Below are 14,364 nucleotides of genomic sequence, written 5' to 3' on the forward strand. Positions count from 1 at the left end.
CCCATGAGCACAGTGTTGACGACTGATTGGCAGTGCCTTGCCGATTTAGCCCTTGCCGATGAATGCCTCAGCCGCGATCAAGCGCGAGCCGTGTTACAAGCCCCGGATACCGAACTTCTGAATCAACTGGCGGCGGCCTATCGGGTGCGCTATCACTACTGGGGCAATCGCGTACGGCTGCACTATCTCCTCAATGCCCAAAGTGGCCTGTGTCCAGAGGATTGCCACTACTGCTCCCAATCGAAAATCTCCACCGCTGAGATTGAAAAGTATCCCCTGCTCTCCCAGGAAAAAATTCTAGCAGCAGCCGATCGCGCCGCCCAACTCAAGGCCGCAACGTTTTGCATGGTGATTTCTGGGCGATCGCCCAATGAAAAGGTTTTTGAGCAGGTGCTTGCTGCGATTCGGGCGGTTAAGGAACGCTATCCCCTGAAAATCTGTGCCTGCTTGGGCCTACTCACCGCTGAACAAACACAACGGCTGGCGGCAGTGGGTGTAGATCGGGTCAATCACAACCTGAATACGTCGGAAAACTTCCACGGCGAAATTTGCACCACCCACACCTTTAGCGATCGTGACCAGACTTTGGCCAATATTCAAGCGGCAGGCATTACCACCTGCTCCGGCGGCATTTTGGGCATGGGGGAATCCGATGACGATGTAATTGATCTTGCCCTTTCTCTGCGGCAACGGCAGGTGACCAGTGTACCGGTGAACTTTTTGATTCCAATTCCGGGGACACCCCTTGGCGAACAGCACCATCTGAATCCGCGCCACTGTTTACGCATTCTCGTGCTCTTTCGTCTGCTCTTGCCGCGCCAAGAGATTCGCATTGCCGGTGGCCGCGAAGTGCATCTGCGATCGCTGCAACCCCTTGGCCTCTATGCAGCCAACTCCATTTTTGTCGGCGATTATCTAACGACCCCTGGCCAAGCTCCCCACCAAGATTGGCAAATGATTGCCGATGCCGGCTTTGTCCTCGAAGACCCCGAAGGACGGGCGATCGCCCCATAACAGCTACGGTTCCCATCGCTAAACTGGGGATAGCGGCACTACTGTTGCGGAGTCTCCGATGGGCGTTTTGGGTGGCCTTTTGCTAATTGTCGCGATTGTCCTCTTTTTTGTGCAGCGCCACTATCGCCTGAAACTCCGTAGCCTCAAGCTAGCCACGTCATCCACCACAGCCGATCTCCACTATCTCCAACAGCAGGTGGCTCAAGAAATTGGCAGTGGCAGCCTGCGGGAATATGTGAAGGTCTCTGGCCAAATTGTGGCGGATCAACCCTTGATCTCCGCGCTGAAGCAAGTGCCCTGTGTCCACTACCGCATGCGTGTTAGTCGCGAATACGAAGAAGATGTGTCTGAAACCGATAGTGAAGGCCACACCCGCTGGCGTACCGAGCGTCGCTCCACCACCATTAGCAGCAATAGCCAGACCATTCCCTTCCGTCTGCGAGATCGCTACGGCGAGATTGAAGTGGATCCCCGTGGGGCTGACATTGAAACGATCCAAGTCCTCGATGAATTTCGACCCGCCAATAACACTGCCCGCCTTGCCTTTGGTAGCTTTCAGGTGAATGTCGGCAGTCTCACCTTTGGCAGTGGGAATACCATTGGTTATCGCTATCAGGAATGGATTACACCCGTGGATCGGCAGGTGTTGGTGGTGGGCATGGCCAGCGATCAAACAGGCACGCTGCGCATTGAACGTCCCACTGCCAAGAGGCAAAAGTTCTTTGTTTCCCTGAAACCAGAAGATAGTCTGAGTCAAGACACCAGTCGTGCCGTGCTCTATTCAACCACTGGCGCTGCGGCCTGTGGGGGGTTGGGGGTCTTGTTGATTTTGCTGGCGTTGTTGTAGTACCTCACTGAGGGTCAGCCAATCTTGGAGGCTGAGGGCTTCGGCACGGCTATTGGCATCCCGCCCCAATTGAAGCAGTGCTTGGCGCACCTGCCCCGGCTCCGCAAGGGACTTGAGGGCATTGGCCAGCATCTTACGGCGGGTGGCAAACCCCTGTTTTAGGAGCGTTTCTAACCACTGGGGCGATCGCACCTTTGGCAGTGTTGCGTGGGGTTGCAGACAAATCACCACAGAATCCACCTTAGGGGGTGGCTGAAAGGCACGGGGGGGCACCGCACACACCTTCTCACAGCGGGCAAGAAATTGCACCCGCACCGACAGAGCACCGTAGGCCTTGCTACCGGGAACCGCCATCAGGCGATCGCCAATCTCCTTTTGTACGAGCAAAACCAACCGCTCAAAGGCTGGCCGACGCGGCCGAGCAATACTGCCAAGCAGATGCCCCAGCAAGGGGCCTGTAATGTTGTAGGGGATATTGGCCACCACCTTGTTGCATTCCAAGGGCGCTAGGTCTAGCCGCAGGATATCGCCCTCAATCAACTGAAACCGCTCACCGCCAAACTGGCGTTGCAACTGACCGCAGAGATCGCGATCCAATTCAACGGCCACCACCTCTGCACCACTGGCCAAAAGCGGTTGGGTCAGCGCGCCCCGACCAGGACCAATTTCTAGGACGCGATCGCCCGCGTGGAGTTCAGCCGCTGCAATGATCTGAGCTAAAACCGATTCACTGCGCAGCCAATGCTGACCAAAGCGTTTGCGGGCACGACTCACCTAGCGCGGCCCCAAGCCCACCGTGGGTGCATAGACTGCCTGATCCCCTAGTTCCGCTTCAATGCGCAGGAGGCGATTGTACTTGGCAACCCGTTCGCTACGGCAGAGGGAACCCGTCTTAATTTGGCCGGCACGGGTAGCCACGGCCAGATCCGCAATCGTGGTATCTTCAGTTTCACCAGAGCGGTGGCTAATCACCGAGCGGTAGCCCTTGCGGGTGGCCAGATCAATCGTTTGCAGCGTTTCTGTCAGGGAACCAATCTGATTTAGTTTAATCAAGATGGCATTGGCTACGCCATTGTCAATCCCCCGTTGCAAGCGCTTGGGATTAGTGACAAACAGGTCATCCCCTACCAGCTGAATGCGTCCGCCAAGGGTTTCCGTCAGGAGTGCCCAGTTGTCCCAGTCCTCCTCCTGCAACCCGTCCTCAATGGAGACGATGGGATAGTTGCTCACCAGATTTTCGTAGTAGCGGATTAACTCAGAACCGGTGCGGCTGGCATTATCAAACACATATTTGCCGTCTTCATAAAATTCATTGGCGGCAACATCAAGAGCAAGGGCAATGTCGGTGCCGGGGGTGTAACCTGCTGTTTCAATGGCCTGAAGCAAAATATCCAAGGCTGCTTGGTTGGAGTCTAGGTTAGGCGCAAAGCCCCCTTCATCCCCGACACCGGTCAGTAACCCCTTATCGGCCAGCACCTTAGTCAAAGCGGCAAAAACCTCTGCCCCCCAGCGCAGTCCCTCCCGAAAACTGGGAGCACCAATGGGCATGATCATGAATTCTTGGAAGTCAATGTTATTGGCCGCATGGGCGCCGCCATTAATGACATTCATCATCGGTACAGGCAGCACATTGGCCAGAGGTCCCCCCAAATAGCGGTAGAGGGGTTGACCGAGATATTCGGCTGCGGCTTTGGCCGTGGCAAGGGAAACCGCCAGAATGGCATTGGCACCGAGGTTGGATTTATTCTCGCTGCCGTCCAGTTCTAGGAGGCACTGATCTATTACTGTTTGATCTAGGGCGTTGAGATCCACGAGAGCACTGAGAATTGTGGTTTCAATGTTTTCGACGGCTGTGAGGACGCCTTTGCCCCCGTAGCGCTTGGGATCGCCGTCCCGCAGTTCATGGGCTTCAAAACTCCCTGTCGAGGCTCCGCTGGGGACTTGGGCTAGGCCGACAACGCCACAATCCAATTCGACTTCTGCTTCTACCGTGGGGCGCCCCCGCGAGTCGAGAATTTCGCGGGCACGAATGGTTGCGATCGCCGTATCCATCATCTGTTTATCCTCTATATGCAGCTAGATTGTACGATAGATGCCCAAGAAAACCCCCACTACTTAAGGATGACCTAAGCAAAAGGCGTTCTAGACTGGATAGCCTTTTTTGTTCCAGAGTGGGTTAGTCTCTATTAAGGGTTACGACATCAACGTTTCCGACGGAGGATTCACTTAAAATTCAGTTTTTGGAGGTTTACTAAATTTAAGGTCATCGTTGTTCACATCAATTCATTGAGTATCCCTACAGCGAACTTTTATCTCTAGGAATTAGTCATGACCACTATTGCCCGAAGTCGTTCCCCGCAGTCTGAGATATCCGCCCGCCCTATCACCACAGAAACCGTTCACTATCAGGTTGTGCATTGGATTAGGGGGCGCTTTCGGATTCGCATTCCTCGGCTGGGCTTTGATGCAGAATATGGGGCACGGCTGCTCTATATTGTTGGCAGTTTGCCCGCAGTGACAACGGCACGCATTAACCCCCCGGCGCGCTCCCTTGTGGTCGAATATAACCCCAAGCTGTTTGGGGAAGCTTTAGCGACGATTCAAGGGCAAATCTTTGAGTCCATTCAAGTAGCGGCCAATCCAGACCTTCCCGCCCTTAGCCCTGAGAAAGCTACCCCTGCGGCTGAAGCTCACCAAATTAACTATTGGGAACGCTTGGGCTTACCAGCGCTTGGCTTGGCTTTGAGTGTGGCTTCTCTAATGGGGGTACCGATTCCCAGCTACGTGATTGCCAGTGTGGTGATTGCCGGAGCAATGCCGGTGTTTCAGCGGGCATGGGAAGCGATTCAAGAGGAGAAACAGTTAACAATTGACTTCCTCGATGGGTTGGCGATCGCTCTGCACGCAATGCAGGGAAACTACTTTGCCCCTTCCTTTATGTTGGGTCTGATTGAGGGGGGTGAAGTCATCCGCGACCTGACGGCACGGGGATCGGAGCGGGCAAACCTTGATTTACTCGATTGTCTTGGCAAAACCGCCTTTGTGGAACGGGACGGTGTTGAGGTGGAGGTGGAAGTCAAAGATATTGTGCAGGGCGATCGCGTTGTCGTCTATCCGGGGGATCAAATTCCCGTTGATGGCATTATTTTGCGGGGCACTGGCCTTATTGATCAGTGCAAACTCACAGGTGAGTCAGTACCGGTAACCCGCAGCGAGGGAATGGAGGTTTTTGCTTCGACCCTACTGGTGGATGGCCAGTTGGTGATTTTAGCAGAGCGGGTGGGCAACAATACTCGGGCGGGGGTGATTGTCGGCTTAATGCAGTCGGCACCGGTGCATGACACTCGCATTGAAAACTATGCGGCTGTTGTTGCTAATCAGATGGTAGTTCCTACCTTGGTTATTGGCACAGGGGTCGGCTTGCTCTCTGGGGATTTGAATCGGGCGATCGCCCTGCTGACCCTTGATCTTGGTACCGGCATTCGGGTTTCTGTACCCACCACAATTTTGTCGGCGCTGACCTATGCTGCCCAACATGGTGTTCTCATTCGCAGTGGTCGGGCGATTGAAAAACTGGCTCAAATTGACACGATTGTTTTTGATAAAACGGGCACCTTGACCCAAGGTCACGCTGGCGTGACGGATATTAAAGTCATGGATCCGCACTTCAGTGCCGATGACATCCTCAGTATGGCCGCCAGTGCTGAGCAGGGTCTCACCCACCCCGTAGCCGAGGCGATCGTCCGCCATGCCCGCGAAACCAATCAACCCCTCTTTGACTGTGAAGACTGGGAATACCGCGTTGGCCTAGGGGTGGCCACAAAAGTGCGGGGTGTGGATCTGCGAGTGGGCAGCCGCCGCATGATGGAGCAGGAAAATATTTGCCTTATCGATCTCAATGAACGCTTCCCCGATCTCGATTCCGGACGGGCGTCAATTGTTTACGTGGCTGGGGATGGGCGTTTGATTGGCGTGATTCTCTACAGCGACCCAATTCGCAATGAAAGTCCCGAAGTGATTCGTGAACTCAAGGGGGCAGGCATTACCCCCCACATGCTGACCGGTGACATTGGTCGCGTCGCTCGCGCAGTGGCCAAAGACTTAGGAATTGCTCCTGACAATATCTACGCCGAAGCCTTCCCGGAAAAGAAAGTAGAGGTGGTGCGAGCCCTCCATGACAGCGGCAAAGTCGTTGCCTTCTGTGGGGATGGCATCAATGACTCCGCAGCTCTTGCCTATGCGGATGTGTCCATTTCCTTTGCGGGGGCAACGGATATTGCCCGCGAAACCGCCGATGTGGTGCTAATGGAGGATGATCTACGGGGACTGACCCTTGCCATTCGCATTGCCAAGCAGGCGATGGAGATTGTCTGGCAAAATACAGCGATTGTTGCTATTCCCAATATTGGAGCACTGTTATCGGGGGTGTTCTTTGCCCTTGACCCGATTTTGGCGGTGGTCATTAACAACGGTACAGCCATCTTAGCCGAGTTAAATGGGCTGCGCCCCTTGGCAGGTCCCGGCGGCCCTTTGCCCCTACCGCCGGTCAAAGATACGCAGGAATTTCTTGCGGAATGGGAAGCCACCCATCCGAAATACCCGGTGCAGCATCTTCCGCCGAAAGTCACTGGCTCTCAAGCTGAGTCTTCGCAGTTAGGGCAGCCAATTCACGGCGGCTGAGGGGACGAACGGCTCTGGGGCGAAGATTACCCAGATAAACAGAGCCGATCGCAATCCGTTGCAAGGCAAGAACGGGATAGCCCAGCTGATCGGCCACACGGCGAATTTGGCGGTTGCGACCTTCGTGCAGAATGATTTCCAAGAGGGAGCGATCGCTCTCACTGCGCAGGAGCTTGACCGCTGCGGGTAACGTCATCACTCCCTCTAGGGGAACCCCCTCTCGCCATCTTTGTAACACCCTTTCTGGTGGCTGTCCCTGCACCCAAACGCGGTAGGTTTTGGGGATGTGATGTCGGGGATGGCTGAGATAGTAGGTGAAAGCCCCATCATTCGTGAGCAGCAGGGCACCGCTGGAGTCGGCATCCAAACGACCCACGGGATGCAGCCCCCCCACGCGCCGATACATCGGCGGCAATAGATCCAGAACCGTGGTTCGACCTTGGGGATCGTGACAGGTACAGAGAACCCCCTTCGGTTTATGGAGGAGCAGATAGAGCCGTTGGAGTGGGTGGCGCGGGTTGAGGGGCTGTCCTCTGTATTCAATGCGATCGCGCACTGGATCCACTTTGTCCCCCAATTGCGCCCGCTGACCATTCACGAAGACCTGACCACTGCGGATAAGATTTTCCGCATGGCGCCGCGAGGCCACTCCCCAATGGGCAAGGACTTTTTGTAATCGCTCAGTGGTCATAGGGGATATAGTTGCTTTCTAGGATCTGCTGGCACGTTTGACGGGAATCTTTATGGCAAATGGTTGCCCGGCAGTTGTCAATCCCGCAGTAAACTTGATAAAAAAGAACTGTCTAATCCTTACCTAATTATCTGCCGTGAGGAGTTCTATGAAATCTCTCTACAAACTTGCCGCCTTGGGTTTGATCTTAGTTGGTTTTTCAACAACACTGGCTGCCTGCGGCGGTGGCGGTGGTACGACCGATAACCAAACACCCACCGAATCTCCTAGTCCGCAAACCCCAGGGCAGTAGTTCCCGCTAGCCCTTACTGTCATATCGACAATAGCAACTGGGGGTAGCCGTAAGAGTTACCCCTTTGATTTGGGTTTGATTTGAGGGATGATCTAGGAGGCGACTCCGCTAGCCGAGGGAGCTTTCCAATTGATACTGTTCCCAAAGGGATTGATATAGCCCCTCGGCGGCTACTAATTCACTGTGGGTACCCTCTTGAACAATGCGCCCTTCGTCCATAACCAGAATGCGATCGCAGGTAGCTGCTGCGGAAAGTTGATGGGAAATAAAAAGTACTGTGCGCGTGCGCTGTTGCTGCCGTAGGGCTTGCAAAATTTGGCTTGCCGTTTGATTATCCACACTGGCTAAGGCATCATCGAGGACTAAGATTGGTGCCTCCACCAGTAGGGCGCGGGCTAAGGCGGTGCGTTGTCGCTGTCCCCCAGAGAGGGTAATGCCCCGCTCGCCCACAAGGGTCTCATACTGCTTGGGAAAGTTGAGAATTTCGTGGTGAATTTGGGCTTGGCTGGCGGCAGCAATCACCTTTAGCTCTGTGGCATCAGGTTCGCCATAGCGAATGTTGTTTTTGATCGTGGTGCTAAAGAGAAAGCTTTCTTGGGGCACGTAGGCGATCGCTCCCCGCAGATCGGCAAGGCGCAACCGGGTAATGTCAATACCATCAAGGAAAATCTGATTGGGGGCAATCTCCAACAGGCGGGGCAGGGCACTGGCCAACGTGGATTTACCACAGCCAATAGAGCCAACGATCGCCACCATTTCCCCCGCTTGAATCTCAAAACTAAGGTGATTAAGGGCAGGGGTGCTGCGATTGGGGTAGGTAAAAGTCAAGTCCTGACAACGCAGGTGTCCCTGAACGCGATCGCGGGGGAGGGCAAGGGCATCGGGGGCATCGGCAATGCGCGGTTCGACACTCAAAATCGCTTCAATCCTGTCAATGCTTACTTCTCCCCGTTGGTAGGTGGTAATTGTAAATCCCAATAATGCTGTTGGGAAAATCAACCGCTCAATGTAGAGCAACAGGGCAATAAAATCCCCCACCTGAATCGTATTGGCGGCAATCATGCGACTGCCAAACCACAGCAAAATCAGCAGACTCAAGCTGACCATCCCCCCCAAAAGGGGAAAGAGAATGTTGCGAGTTTTGGCCAGTACCAAGTTATTGCGCAGTAAGTCTTGATTTAACTGGTCAAACTGGCGTTGCTCATTGGCTTCTTGGCCATAGATTTTAATTAAGGCGATACCGCTCATGTCCTCCTGAATGAGGTCACTGAGTTCGGAGAGACTTTGTTGCACATCGAGTTGCTCTGCCCGCAGGCGATCGCTAAAGGTTTGAACAATAAAGAGAACCGCCGGATAGACGGCGATCGCCCCCAAGCTCAGCCATGGATTGATTGCCAGCATTACGGGCAACGTCATACCGTAGGCAAAGACAGTGTTTGCTGCACTCAAAAGGGCAAAGCCCACCAGCCGCCGAATATTATCCACATCACTGGTGGCACGGCTAATGAGATCGCCGGGGGTATTCTCTGCAAAGTAACTGGGTTCTAAACGCAGGAGATGCTCAAAGAGCCGTTGCTTGAGGTCAAATTCCACCAGTCGGCCGGCGCCAAAAATCCACAAGCGCGAGGCCATGCGAATCAGCCACATCAGGGAGGCTAGGCCGATCAGCAGCAAGGCATAGAACACCACCCGCTGAAAGTCAAACTTAGACTGCAATTCATCAACGGCAGTGCCAATCAGCAGCGGCAAATAGGTTCCTAGGAGGTTGACAATGAAAAGCGCCGCAATGCCCCCCCAAATTTTTGTTTGGTGAGGACGCAAATAGGCCAGCAGGCGACGAAAACGGCCAGAGCGGCCAGCTTTAGGAAGAGTAACCATATCCTCAACCTAACAGATATTGCCCCCCTAGGGGGTAGCGCTTTCGAGAAACTGGTTGAGGTCTTCCACTAAACGATTTAGCGCTGCCTCAGTGGTTAAGCGAATGCGGTCATCGCGCACCGTCAAGAGGACTTTAGCGGCATAGGGGTTCGGCCAGATATTGGGATTACAAAAGACTTCGAGAAAGACTTCGCCCACGTGCTGATATTCCATGGCTGCTTGGGGGGACAGGGGAGTACCGCTGGCTTTGGCATGGGCGATCGCCCGCATCCGCTCCATTAAGACCTGAATCTCTTGCCGTAGCGCCTCTGCTGCTTCAAGGGAAAAGCAAAAACTCACTGAGCCTTCTACCAAGTTAACCTGCATTCGCTGCTCGCTCATCGGCTCTGGCTGAACACGCCTGCTGTCATTATAGGGGACATCTTCTCAATCAAACGGTGGGGAATCCTCTTGAGGGGAATCTATGCTGTGTCCCACCAGATATTCATAGCGCAGCAGTTCAAAGCTCTGCTCACCGTAGCGATCGCTAATGTGTTCACAGCAGCACTGAATCGCAAACTCATCCAGTTCCTCTGGCGTGACGCCGTACAAATCCTCAAAGACCTCTGGTGTCACGCGGCAAAAGCGGGGGCGATTTTCGTAGATACGACAGCGGCGGCTGAGGGGGTCAAAGTGAATACACCAGCCATCGGCACCGATCAGGGATTGGTAGAGGGCAAATTCCTCGGCATTGAGGATGGTCGGCACCTCCGAGCGATCGCTCAACTCAAGGTAACAGCAGGCACCACACCCCTGCATGCACTGCCATTTTTTCATGCTTTTAGGATAATGCGACGGTTTCTGCGGGCATTGGTGCCTCGGCGGGCACTTCCTCCAGCCAAATTTGATCACTGCGGGGATCCACCCGATTCACCCGCACCAGCAGAGACTCTCCCAACTTGGGCTGCCGTTGAAAGCGCATGGCCAGTTCGACCCCTAAATCCTCCAGCAGAATTAACCCTAGCCCCTCTTCAGGACGCAACCAACGCAACAAAATGCCCCGCCAGACTTCCTCGCGATGCCGCCGCAGGTACTCCAGACACCAATAGCGGTTCGTCTGCCGTTCCACCAAAGAAGACTCCTGAACTGAGGAGACCAACGCCAATAAAATTTCATTCAGTTGCTCAGGTGTTAGGGGTGGGGTTTCCCCCCGCAGGTGGGCTTTAATCTGACGGTGTGCCAACAGATCCGTGTAGCGGCGAATGGGGGAAGTCACTTGGCAGTAGGCATCAAGGCCAAGGCTGGCGTGGGGATGGGGTTGGGTACTCATTTCACTGCGGGGCATACAGCGGCGAATGGCACAGTCGCGTACCATGCCAGCCGGCAGTTGCAGCAATTCCTCCTCTGAGGGCAATTCTGGCGGTGATTGACTGCGAAAGGGCAGGGGGATGCCCTCACGGGCACCAAAATGGGCGGCCACTTCACCGGCAAGAATCATCATTTCGGCCACTAGTTGGCGGGCAGGGGAGTCATGGAGGGGGGAGATTTCCACCTCTTCACCGGCCACTTTGATGTTGGGTTCCGGGATATTAATGCGAATGGCTCCCCGTTGTTGTCGCCACTCACTGCGCCGCCGTCCCCATTGGGCGATCGCCAGCAGATCCGCTTCGCCGGTCACCCCCTGCTCCAAAATCATGTCCACATCGTCATAGCTAAGGCGATAGGTGGGGCGAATCCAACTGGGGCAGATTTCGTACTCCAAGACCTCGCCAGTGTCAGCCAAAAGAATGCCAAAACTGAGGGCACAACAGGTTTGCCCCGCAACCAAACTCATCGGGCCGGTGGCCAACTCCGTGGGAAACATGGGAATCATGCCCGTCGGTAGATAGACCGTTGTGGCGCGGCGGCGAGCCTCCTGATCCAAGACATCATCCACCATCACCCAGCGGCTGGGATCGGCAATGTGAATCCACAGCTTTTGGCGATCGCCCACCATTTCGAGGCTGAGGCCATCGTCAATTTCTTGGGTACTCTCGTCGTCAATGGTATAGACCTTCAGATGGGTGAGATCGCGGCGCAGAGGCGCATCAATGTCGGTAGGGGGTGAGGTGAGGCGTTCACGAGCCACAGCAAGTACCTTGGCAGAAAATTCAACGTCAATTTGACTACGGCGCAGAAATAGATTTTCGTGCTCTGACCAAAGGCCAAGATCCACCAGCAGTTGAAAAGCTCCCAAAGGCTGGGTAGGCCGCTTTAATTCACTGAGGAGGTCAATGGCTGCTTGGTGTTGGGCACTGGGTTCAATGGCTATAGCATAGCGTTCTAACTGCTCAAGGCGCTTGCGATCGCTGGCGGACCAAGCCACGGGTTCCCCCTTCAGTGCTTGGCTCAAATGTTCACGAAAGGTGGCTTCCTCTGCCAAGCGTTGGGCTTCCCGCTCGCTTTGGTGCTTGAGTTCGGCCACTTGGCTAGCCGGGCGAGCTTCGTAGGTTTCCCCCTTGAGCTTGAAATAGAACCGATCCTCGCTCAGCAGATAGTAGGCGGCATAGCAGGCCACCGCCGATCGCTCCGAAAAAAGTAGCTCCGCGAGATCCGCTGGTGTAATGGCGCGGTTTTCCTCACGGATAATTTCCCAAGCCACCTCTAAACTGTCGGCATCCAAAAGGGGCTGCACCTGCTGCCAAAAGGTGGGAATCTCTTGGGGACGAAACCGCTCCTCGGGCACCGTAAAGGTCATTTGGCGCGGATGAATGGTGTGGGCTTGCAAATGTTGATCAATGGCAATCCAATGCTTTTTACCTTCGGGGCGATCGATCACCGCCAAACGACGCTGGTTATTGACCCGAAATTCAATGAGGGTGCCTTTTTCCACGGTTGCCGTGCTGTACCATAACCCGACAATTATAAAGTTTATTGCCTCTCACTGAGCAGCAGAGGATGACCGCAGTAGCGTTCCAACAGAACAATTGCCACAATGTCATCAATGGGACGAGGGGGCAGACGCCAGCCCTTGGGAATCAGCCGTTGCCAACCTTGGGGCGGAAAGAACTGCCAATAGCGATCGCGCGCCTCTAGGGTGCTATTGCGCTCATCCACGGGAATAATCTCCACCGCCAAAGCCTGCTGAAGTTGCTGCTGCCAGTGGCGGGCGGTGGTCTGATTGCCCATAATTACCTGTTCAAATGGGTGGGCGGCATGCCACTCCTGCACGCAGGCGATCGCGCGATCGCTGACCACCACTTCATAGCGCACCACTTTTTGGCCGAGGGCAAGGGCTAAACCACACTTGTCCCGCCCTGGATCAAATCCCAACAAATACTTAGTGCGACCCATTTGCGTCATTTGGTAGAGTAAAGAGGTTATCGAATCAGGAGCGATCGCCCTGTGAGCCTACCCGCTGCCACCATCCGTCGCTTGTTGAATGTACCGCAAGTTGCTACCGTTTGGGTGGGTGGCGGCCGCAGTCTCGACAGTGATAACGACGAGGTCTTTTGTGCTGCTTGGCTCGATCCCGAGGCGCAGGCGATACGCAGCATGGAGATCGGTCAGTTTCCACCCCGTCCCGAGCAACTGATGCGGCTGTTGGTGCAGGCGATCGAACATCCCCGCCATTTTGACTGTGAACCCTGCCGTCCCCACACAATTATCGTTGATGACCGCGAGTTGCAATTTTTCCTGCGCGGGGTGGTTGCTCCCCTTGACATTCGGGTGGAGTATCAGGCTCCCATTCCCCTGCTGGATGAATTTTTTGAATTTATTGCCGCGGAATTGAACAGCGATGAGGAAGAGGTCGAAGTACTCCCCCCCGAATACGTCTCCCTCTATACCCAGAAAGTGCGGGAATTTGCCCAACTGGACATCTGGCAGCGCTTAAACCCCGTTATTCTTCTGAAGCTCCACTGCGACGCCTGGGACTCCCCTACCCTTTTTGCGGTTCTCGTGAACCCTCGGGGAGAAGAGGGCGCCTTTGGTCTCGTGCTCTACCGCGGGGAAGAGGCCCTGCGCAACTTTTGGCAGCAGATTGAGCAAGTGTATCCCTACATTGACGAAGACGACGATGAACGCTTAGAAGAAACGGTTCTGCACAACGATTGTCTCTTTTTGAGTTTCGCCCAGGTGGAGGAAGAGGATTTAGGCAACCCGCTGTCTTTTGTGCTCAACGGGCATCCTTACACCTTGGAAGTGGGGGTTATCCATCCTTTGGAGGGGATGCGTCCCTTTTATGCCTCTGAGGAAGCCGAAACGGTCTATGTGGCAATCGAGGCTTTAATTAAATTCTGGAAAAAAACAAGGAAACAGTTCCAGAAGGAGGCGTGCCCTGAACTGGACTTGGGGTTCAAGATTCCTTCGCCCCGCCATTCTGCCCTTGGTTATCGGGTACAAGTGGCAACCGTGCCCCAGATGATGACGGAAATCAACAGCAACTTTGGGGAAAGCGACGCACAGCACGAAATTCCCATTGATACGGAAGCGATTCCCGATGAGGCCTATGTCCTCTTTAAGTTCCTTTCTCCTTCCGAGTTGCGGGAACTCCAAGCAACCGTCCCTTACCATCAGCGGGGGGAGATTCCTGAGGAGTTTGAGCACTATCCCGTATTAGCGATTCAAACGAAAAAAGCAGCAGCGGAGGCGATCGCCGCCAAAATTGCCGAAGAGGGTGGCATTCACCATCTGACCGTCTTTCCCCTCGCCGGGCTGGGGCAAATAGTCATGCTCCTTGCCCAAACCAACGCCAATCATCTGTGGCTTTTGGATACCTTTGATCCCGAAAGTGGTTCGCTGCTCCTCGACTGGATCAAGGAGGTTAATGAACTAGAAGGCGCCTGTGGCCTTGCGGTGGCCTATGGCATGACGGGCAAAACGCGGATGCAGCCAACCCCCAAGCAAATCGTGGGACTTTTTGAAACGTCCCTTGTGTTTAGTTTTGTGGACACCCAACGTCCTCCGACGCCTCAGCCCATTGAGATTTCCAAACGCTAGAAA

13 protein-coding genes are annotated in these 14,364 nt (G+C 54.6%); 5 read left to right on the forward strand and 8 right to left on the reverse strand.

Features of this window, described 5'->3' with window-relative positions; genetic code table 11:
- The first annotated feature begins 3 nt into the window (after positions 1-3).
- Both bioB and ACK4IR_RS07295 read left to right on the forward strand, forming a co-directional pair.
- Positions 4-1,014, forward strand: a complete 1,011-nt coding sequence (gene bioB / locus ACK4IR_RS07290; RefSeq protein ID WP_409873726.1) for a biotin synthase BioB — start codon at positions 4-6, stop codon at positions 1,012-1,014.
- Between the two features lie 58 nt (positions 1,015-1,072).
- Positions 1,073-1,861: an E3 ubiquitin ligase family protein gene (locus tag ACK4IR_RS07295; protein WP_409873727.1), complete on the forward strand. Its 789-nt coding sequence runs from the start codon at positions 1,073-1,075 to the stop codon at positions 1,859-1,861.
- Here the strand turns inward: ACK4IR_RS07295 and rsmA are convergent.
- Both rsmA and eno read right to left on the reverse strand, forming a co-directional pair.
- Positions 1,796-2,635: a 16S rRNA (adenine(1518)-N(6)/adenine(1519)-N(6))-dimethyltransferase RsmA gene (gene rsmA, locus ACK4IR_RS07300; RefSeq protein ID WP_409873728.1), complete on the reverse strand. Its 840-nt coding sequence runs from the start codon at positions 2,633-2,635 to the stop codon at positions 1,796-1,798. The genes ACK4IR_RS07295 and rsmA overlap by 66 nt on opposite strands.
- Positions 2,636-3,916, reverse strand: a complete 1,281-nt coding sequence (gene eno, locus ACK4IR_RS07305) for a phosphopyruvate hydratase (RefSeq protein WP_409873729.1) — start codon at positions 3,914-3,916, stop codon at positions 2,636-2,638.
- 273 nt (positions 3,917-4,189) lie between these two features.
- Here eno and ACK4IR_RS07310 point away from each other — a divergent pair, with 273 nt between their 5' ends.
- On the forward strand, positions 4,190-6,541 hold the full coding sequence (locus ACK4IR_RS07310; RefSeq protein WP_409873730.1) for a heavy metal translocating P-type ATPase: 2,352 nt from the start codon (positions 4,190-4,192) through the stop codon (positions 6,539-6,541).
- Here ACK4IR_RS07310 and ACK4IR_RS07315 read toward each other — a convergent pair.
- The gene (locus tag ACK4IR_RS07315) at positions 6,486-7,232 is read right to left on the reverse strand and encodes a pseudouridine synthase (RefSeq protein ID WP_409873731.1); all 747 of its coding nucleotides are present in this window, start codon (positions 7,230-7,232) and stop codon (positions 6,486-6,488) included. The genes ACK4IR_RS07310 and ACK4IR_RS07315 overlap by 56 nt on opposite strands.
- A gap of 148 nt (positions 7,233-7,380) precedes the next feature.
- Between ACK4IR_RS07315 and ACK4IR_RS07320 the strand changes: the two genes are divergently transcribed.
- Positions 7,381-7,524, forward strand: coding sequence for a hypothetical protein (locus ACK4IR_RS07320; protein WP_409869481.1), 144 nt, complete (start codon positions 7,381-7,383; stop codon positions 7,522-7,524).
- 108 nt (positions 7,525-7,632) lie between these two features.
- Here the strand turns inward: ACK4IR_RS07320 and ACK4IR_RS07325 are convergent, their stop codons facing one another.
- Genes ACK4IR_RS07325 through ACK4IR_RS07345 form a run of 5 tightly spaced genes read right to left on the reverse strand, consistent with a single transcriptional unit; the run spans position 7,633 to position 12,723 of the window.
- Positions 7,633-9,402: an ABC transporter ATP-binding protein gene (locus ACK4IR_RS07325; RefSeq protein ID WP_409873732.1), complete on the reverse strand. Its 1,770-nt coding sequence runs from the start codon at positions 9,400-9,402 to the stop codon at positions 7,633-7,635.
- 27 nt (positions 9,403-9,429) lie between these two features.
- Positions 9,430-9,783 (reverse strand): hypothetical protein, encoded by a 354-nt coding sequence (locus ACK4IR_RS07330; protein ID WP_409873733.1) that lies wholly within the window; start codon positions 9,781-9,783, stop codon positions 9,430-9,432.
- A 45-nt stretch (positions 9,784-9,828) separates the two neighbouring features.
- A complete protein-coding gene (locus ACK4IR_RS07335; protein ID WP_409873734.1) occupies positions 9,829-10,218 on the reverse strand; it encodes a YkgJ family cysteine cluster protein in 390 nt (129 codons plus the stop codon).
- A gap of 4 nt (positions 10,219-10,222) precedes the next feature.
- Entirely contained in the window at positions 10,223-12,253 is a 2,031-nt protein-coding gene (locus tag ACK4IR_RS07340) for a ribonuclease catalytic domain-containing protein (protein ID WP_409873735.1), read from the reverse strand.
- Positions 12,254-12,291: 38 nt separating this feature from the next.
- Positions 12,292-12,723, reverse strand: coding sequence for a resolvase (locus ACK4IR_RS07345; protein ID WP_409873736.1), 432 nt, complete (start codon positions 12,721-12,723; stop codon positions 12,292-12,294).
- Positions 12,724-12,765: 42 nt separating this feature from the next.
- On the opposite strand from ACK4IR_RS07345, the gene ACK4IR_RS07350 reads away from it, so the two are divergent.
- The gene (locus ACK4IR_RS07350; RefSeq protein WP_409873737.1) at positions 12,766-14,361 is read left to right on the forward strand and encodes a DUF6930 domain-containing protein; all 1,596 of its coding nucleotides are present in this window, start codon (positions 12,766-12,768) and stop codon (positions 14,359-14,361) included.
- Positions 14,362-14,364: the final 3 nt, after the last annotated feature.

The organism is Thermosynechococcus sp. (genome assembly GCF_046299635.1).
Taxonomy (GTDB): Bacteria; Cyanobacteriota; Cyanobacteriia; order Thermosynechococcales; family Thermosynechococcaceae; genus Thermosynechococcus.

Bases quoted from the DNA above. Each gene is read 5' to 3' on its own strand.
- ACK4IR_RS07335 (WP_409873734.1), bottom strand. From the start codon at position 10,218: ATGAAAAAATGGCAGTGCATGCAGGGGTGTGGTGCCTGCTGTTACCTT.
- ACK4IR_RS07320 (WP_409869481.1), top strand. From the start codon at position 7,381: ATGAAATCTCTCTACAAACTTGCCGCCTTGGGTTTGATCTTAGTTGGT.
- ACK4IR_RS07325 (WP_409873732.1), bottom strand. From the start codon at position 9,402: ATGGTTACTCTTCCTAAAGCTGGCCGCTCTGGCCGTTTTCGTCGCCTG.
- ACK4IR_RS07330 (WP_409873733.1), bottom strand. From the start codon at position 9,783: ATGAGCGAGCAGCGAATGCAGGTTAACTTGGTAGAAGGCTCAGTGAGT.
- bioB (WP_409873726.1), top strand. From the start codon at position 4: ATGAGCACAGTGTTGACGACTGATTGGCAGTGCCTTGCCGATTTAGCC.
- ACK4IR_RS07345 (WP_409873736.1), bottom strand. From the start codon at position 12,723: ATGACGCAAATGGGTCGCACTAAGTATTTGTTGGGATTTGATCCAGGG.
- ACK4IR_RS07295 (WP_409873727.1), top strand. From the start codon at position 1,073: ATGGGCGTTTTGGGTGGCCTTTTGCTAATTGTCGCGATTGTCCTCTTT.
- ACK4IR_RS07310 (WP_409873730.1), top strand. From the start codon at position 4,190: ATGACCACTATTGCCCGAAGTCGTTCCCCGCAGTCTGAGATATCCGCC.
- ACK4IR_RS07315 (WP_409873731.1), bottom strand. From the start codon at position 7,232: ATGACCACTGAGCGATTACAAAAAGTCCTTGCCCATTGGGGAGTGGCC.
- eno (WP_409873729.1), bottom strand. From the start codon at position 3,916: ATGATGGATACGGCGATCGCAACCATTCGTGCCCGCGAAATTCTCGAC.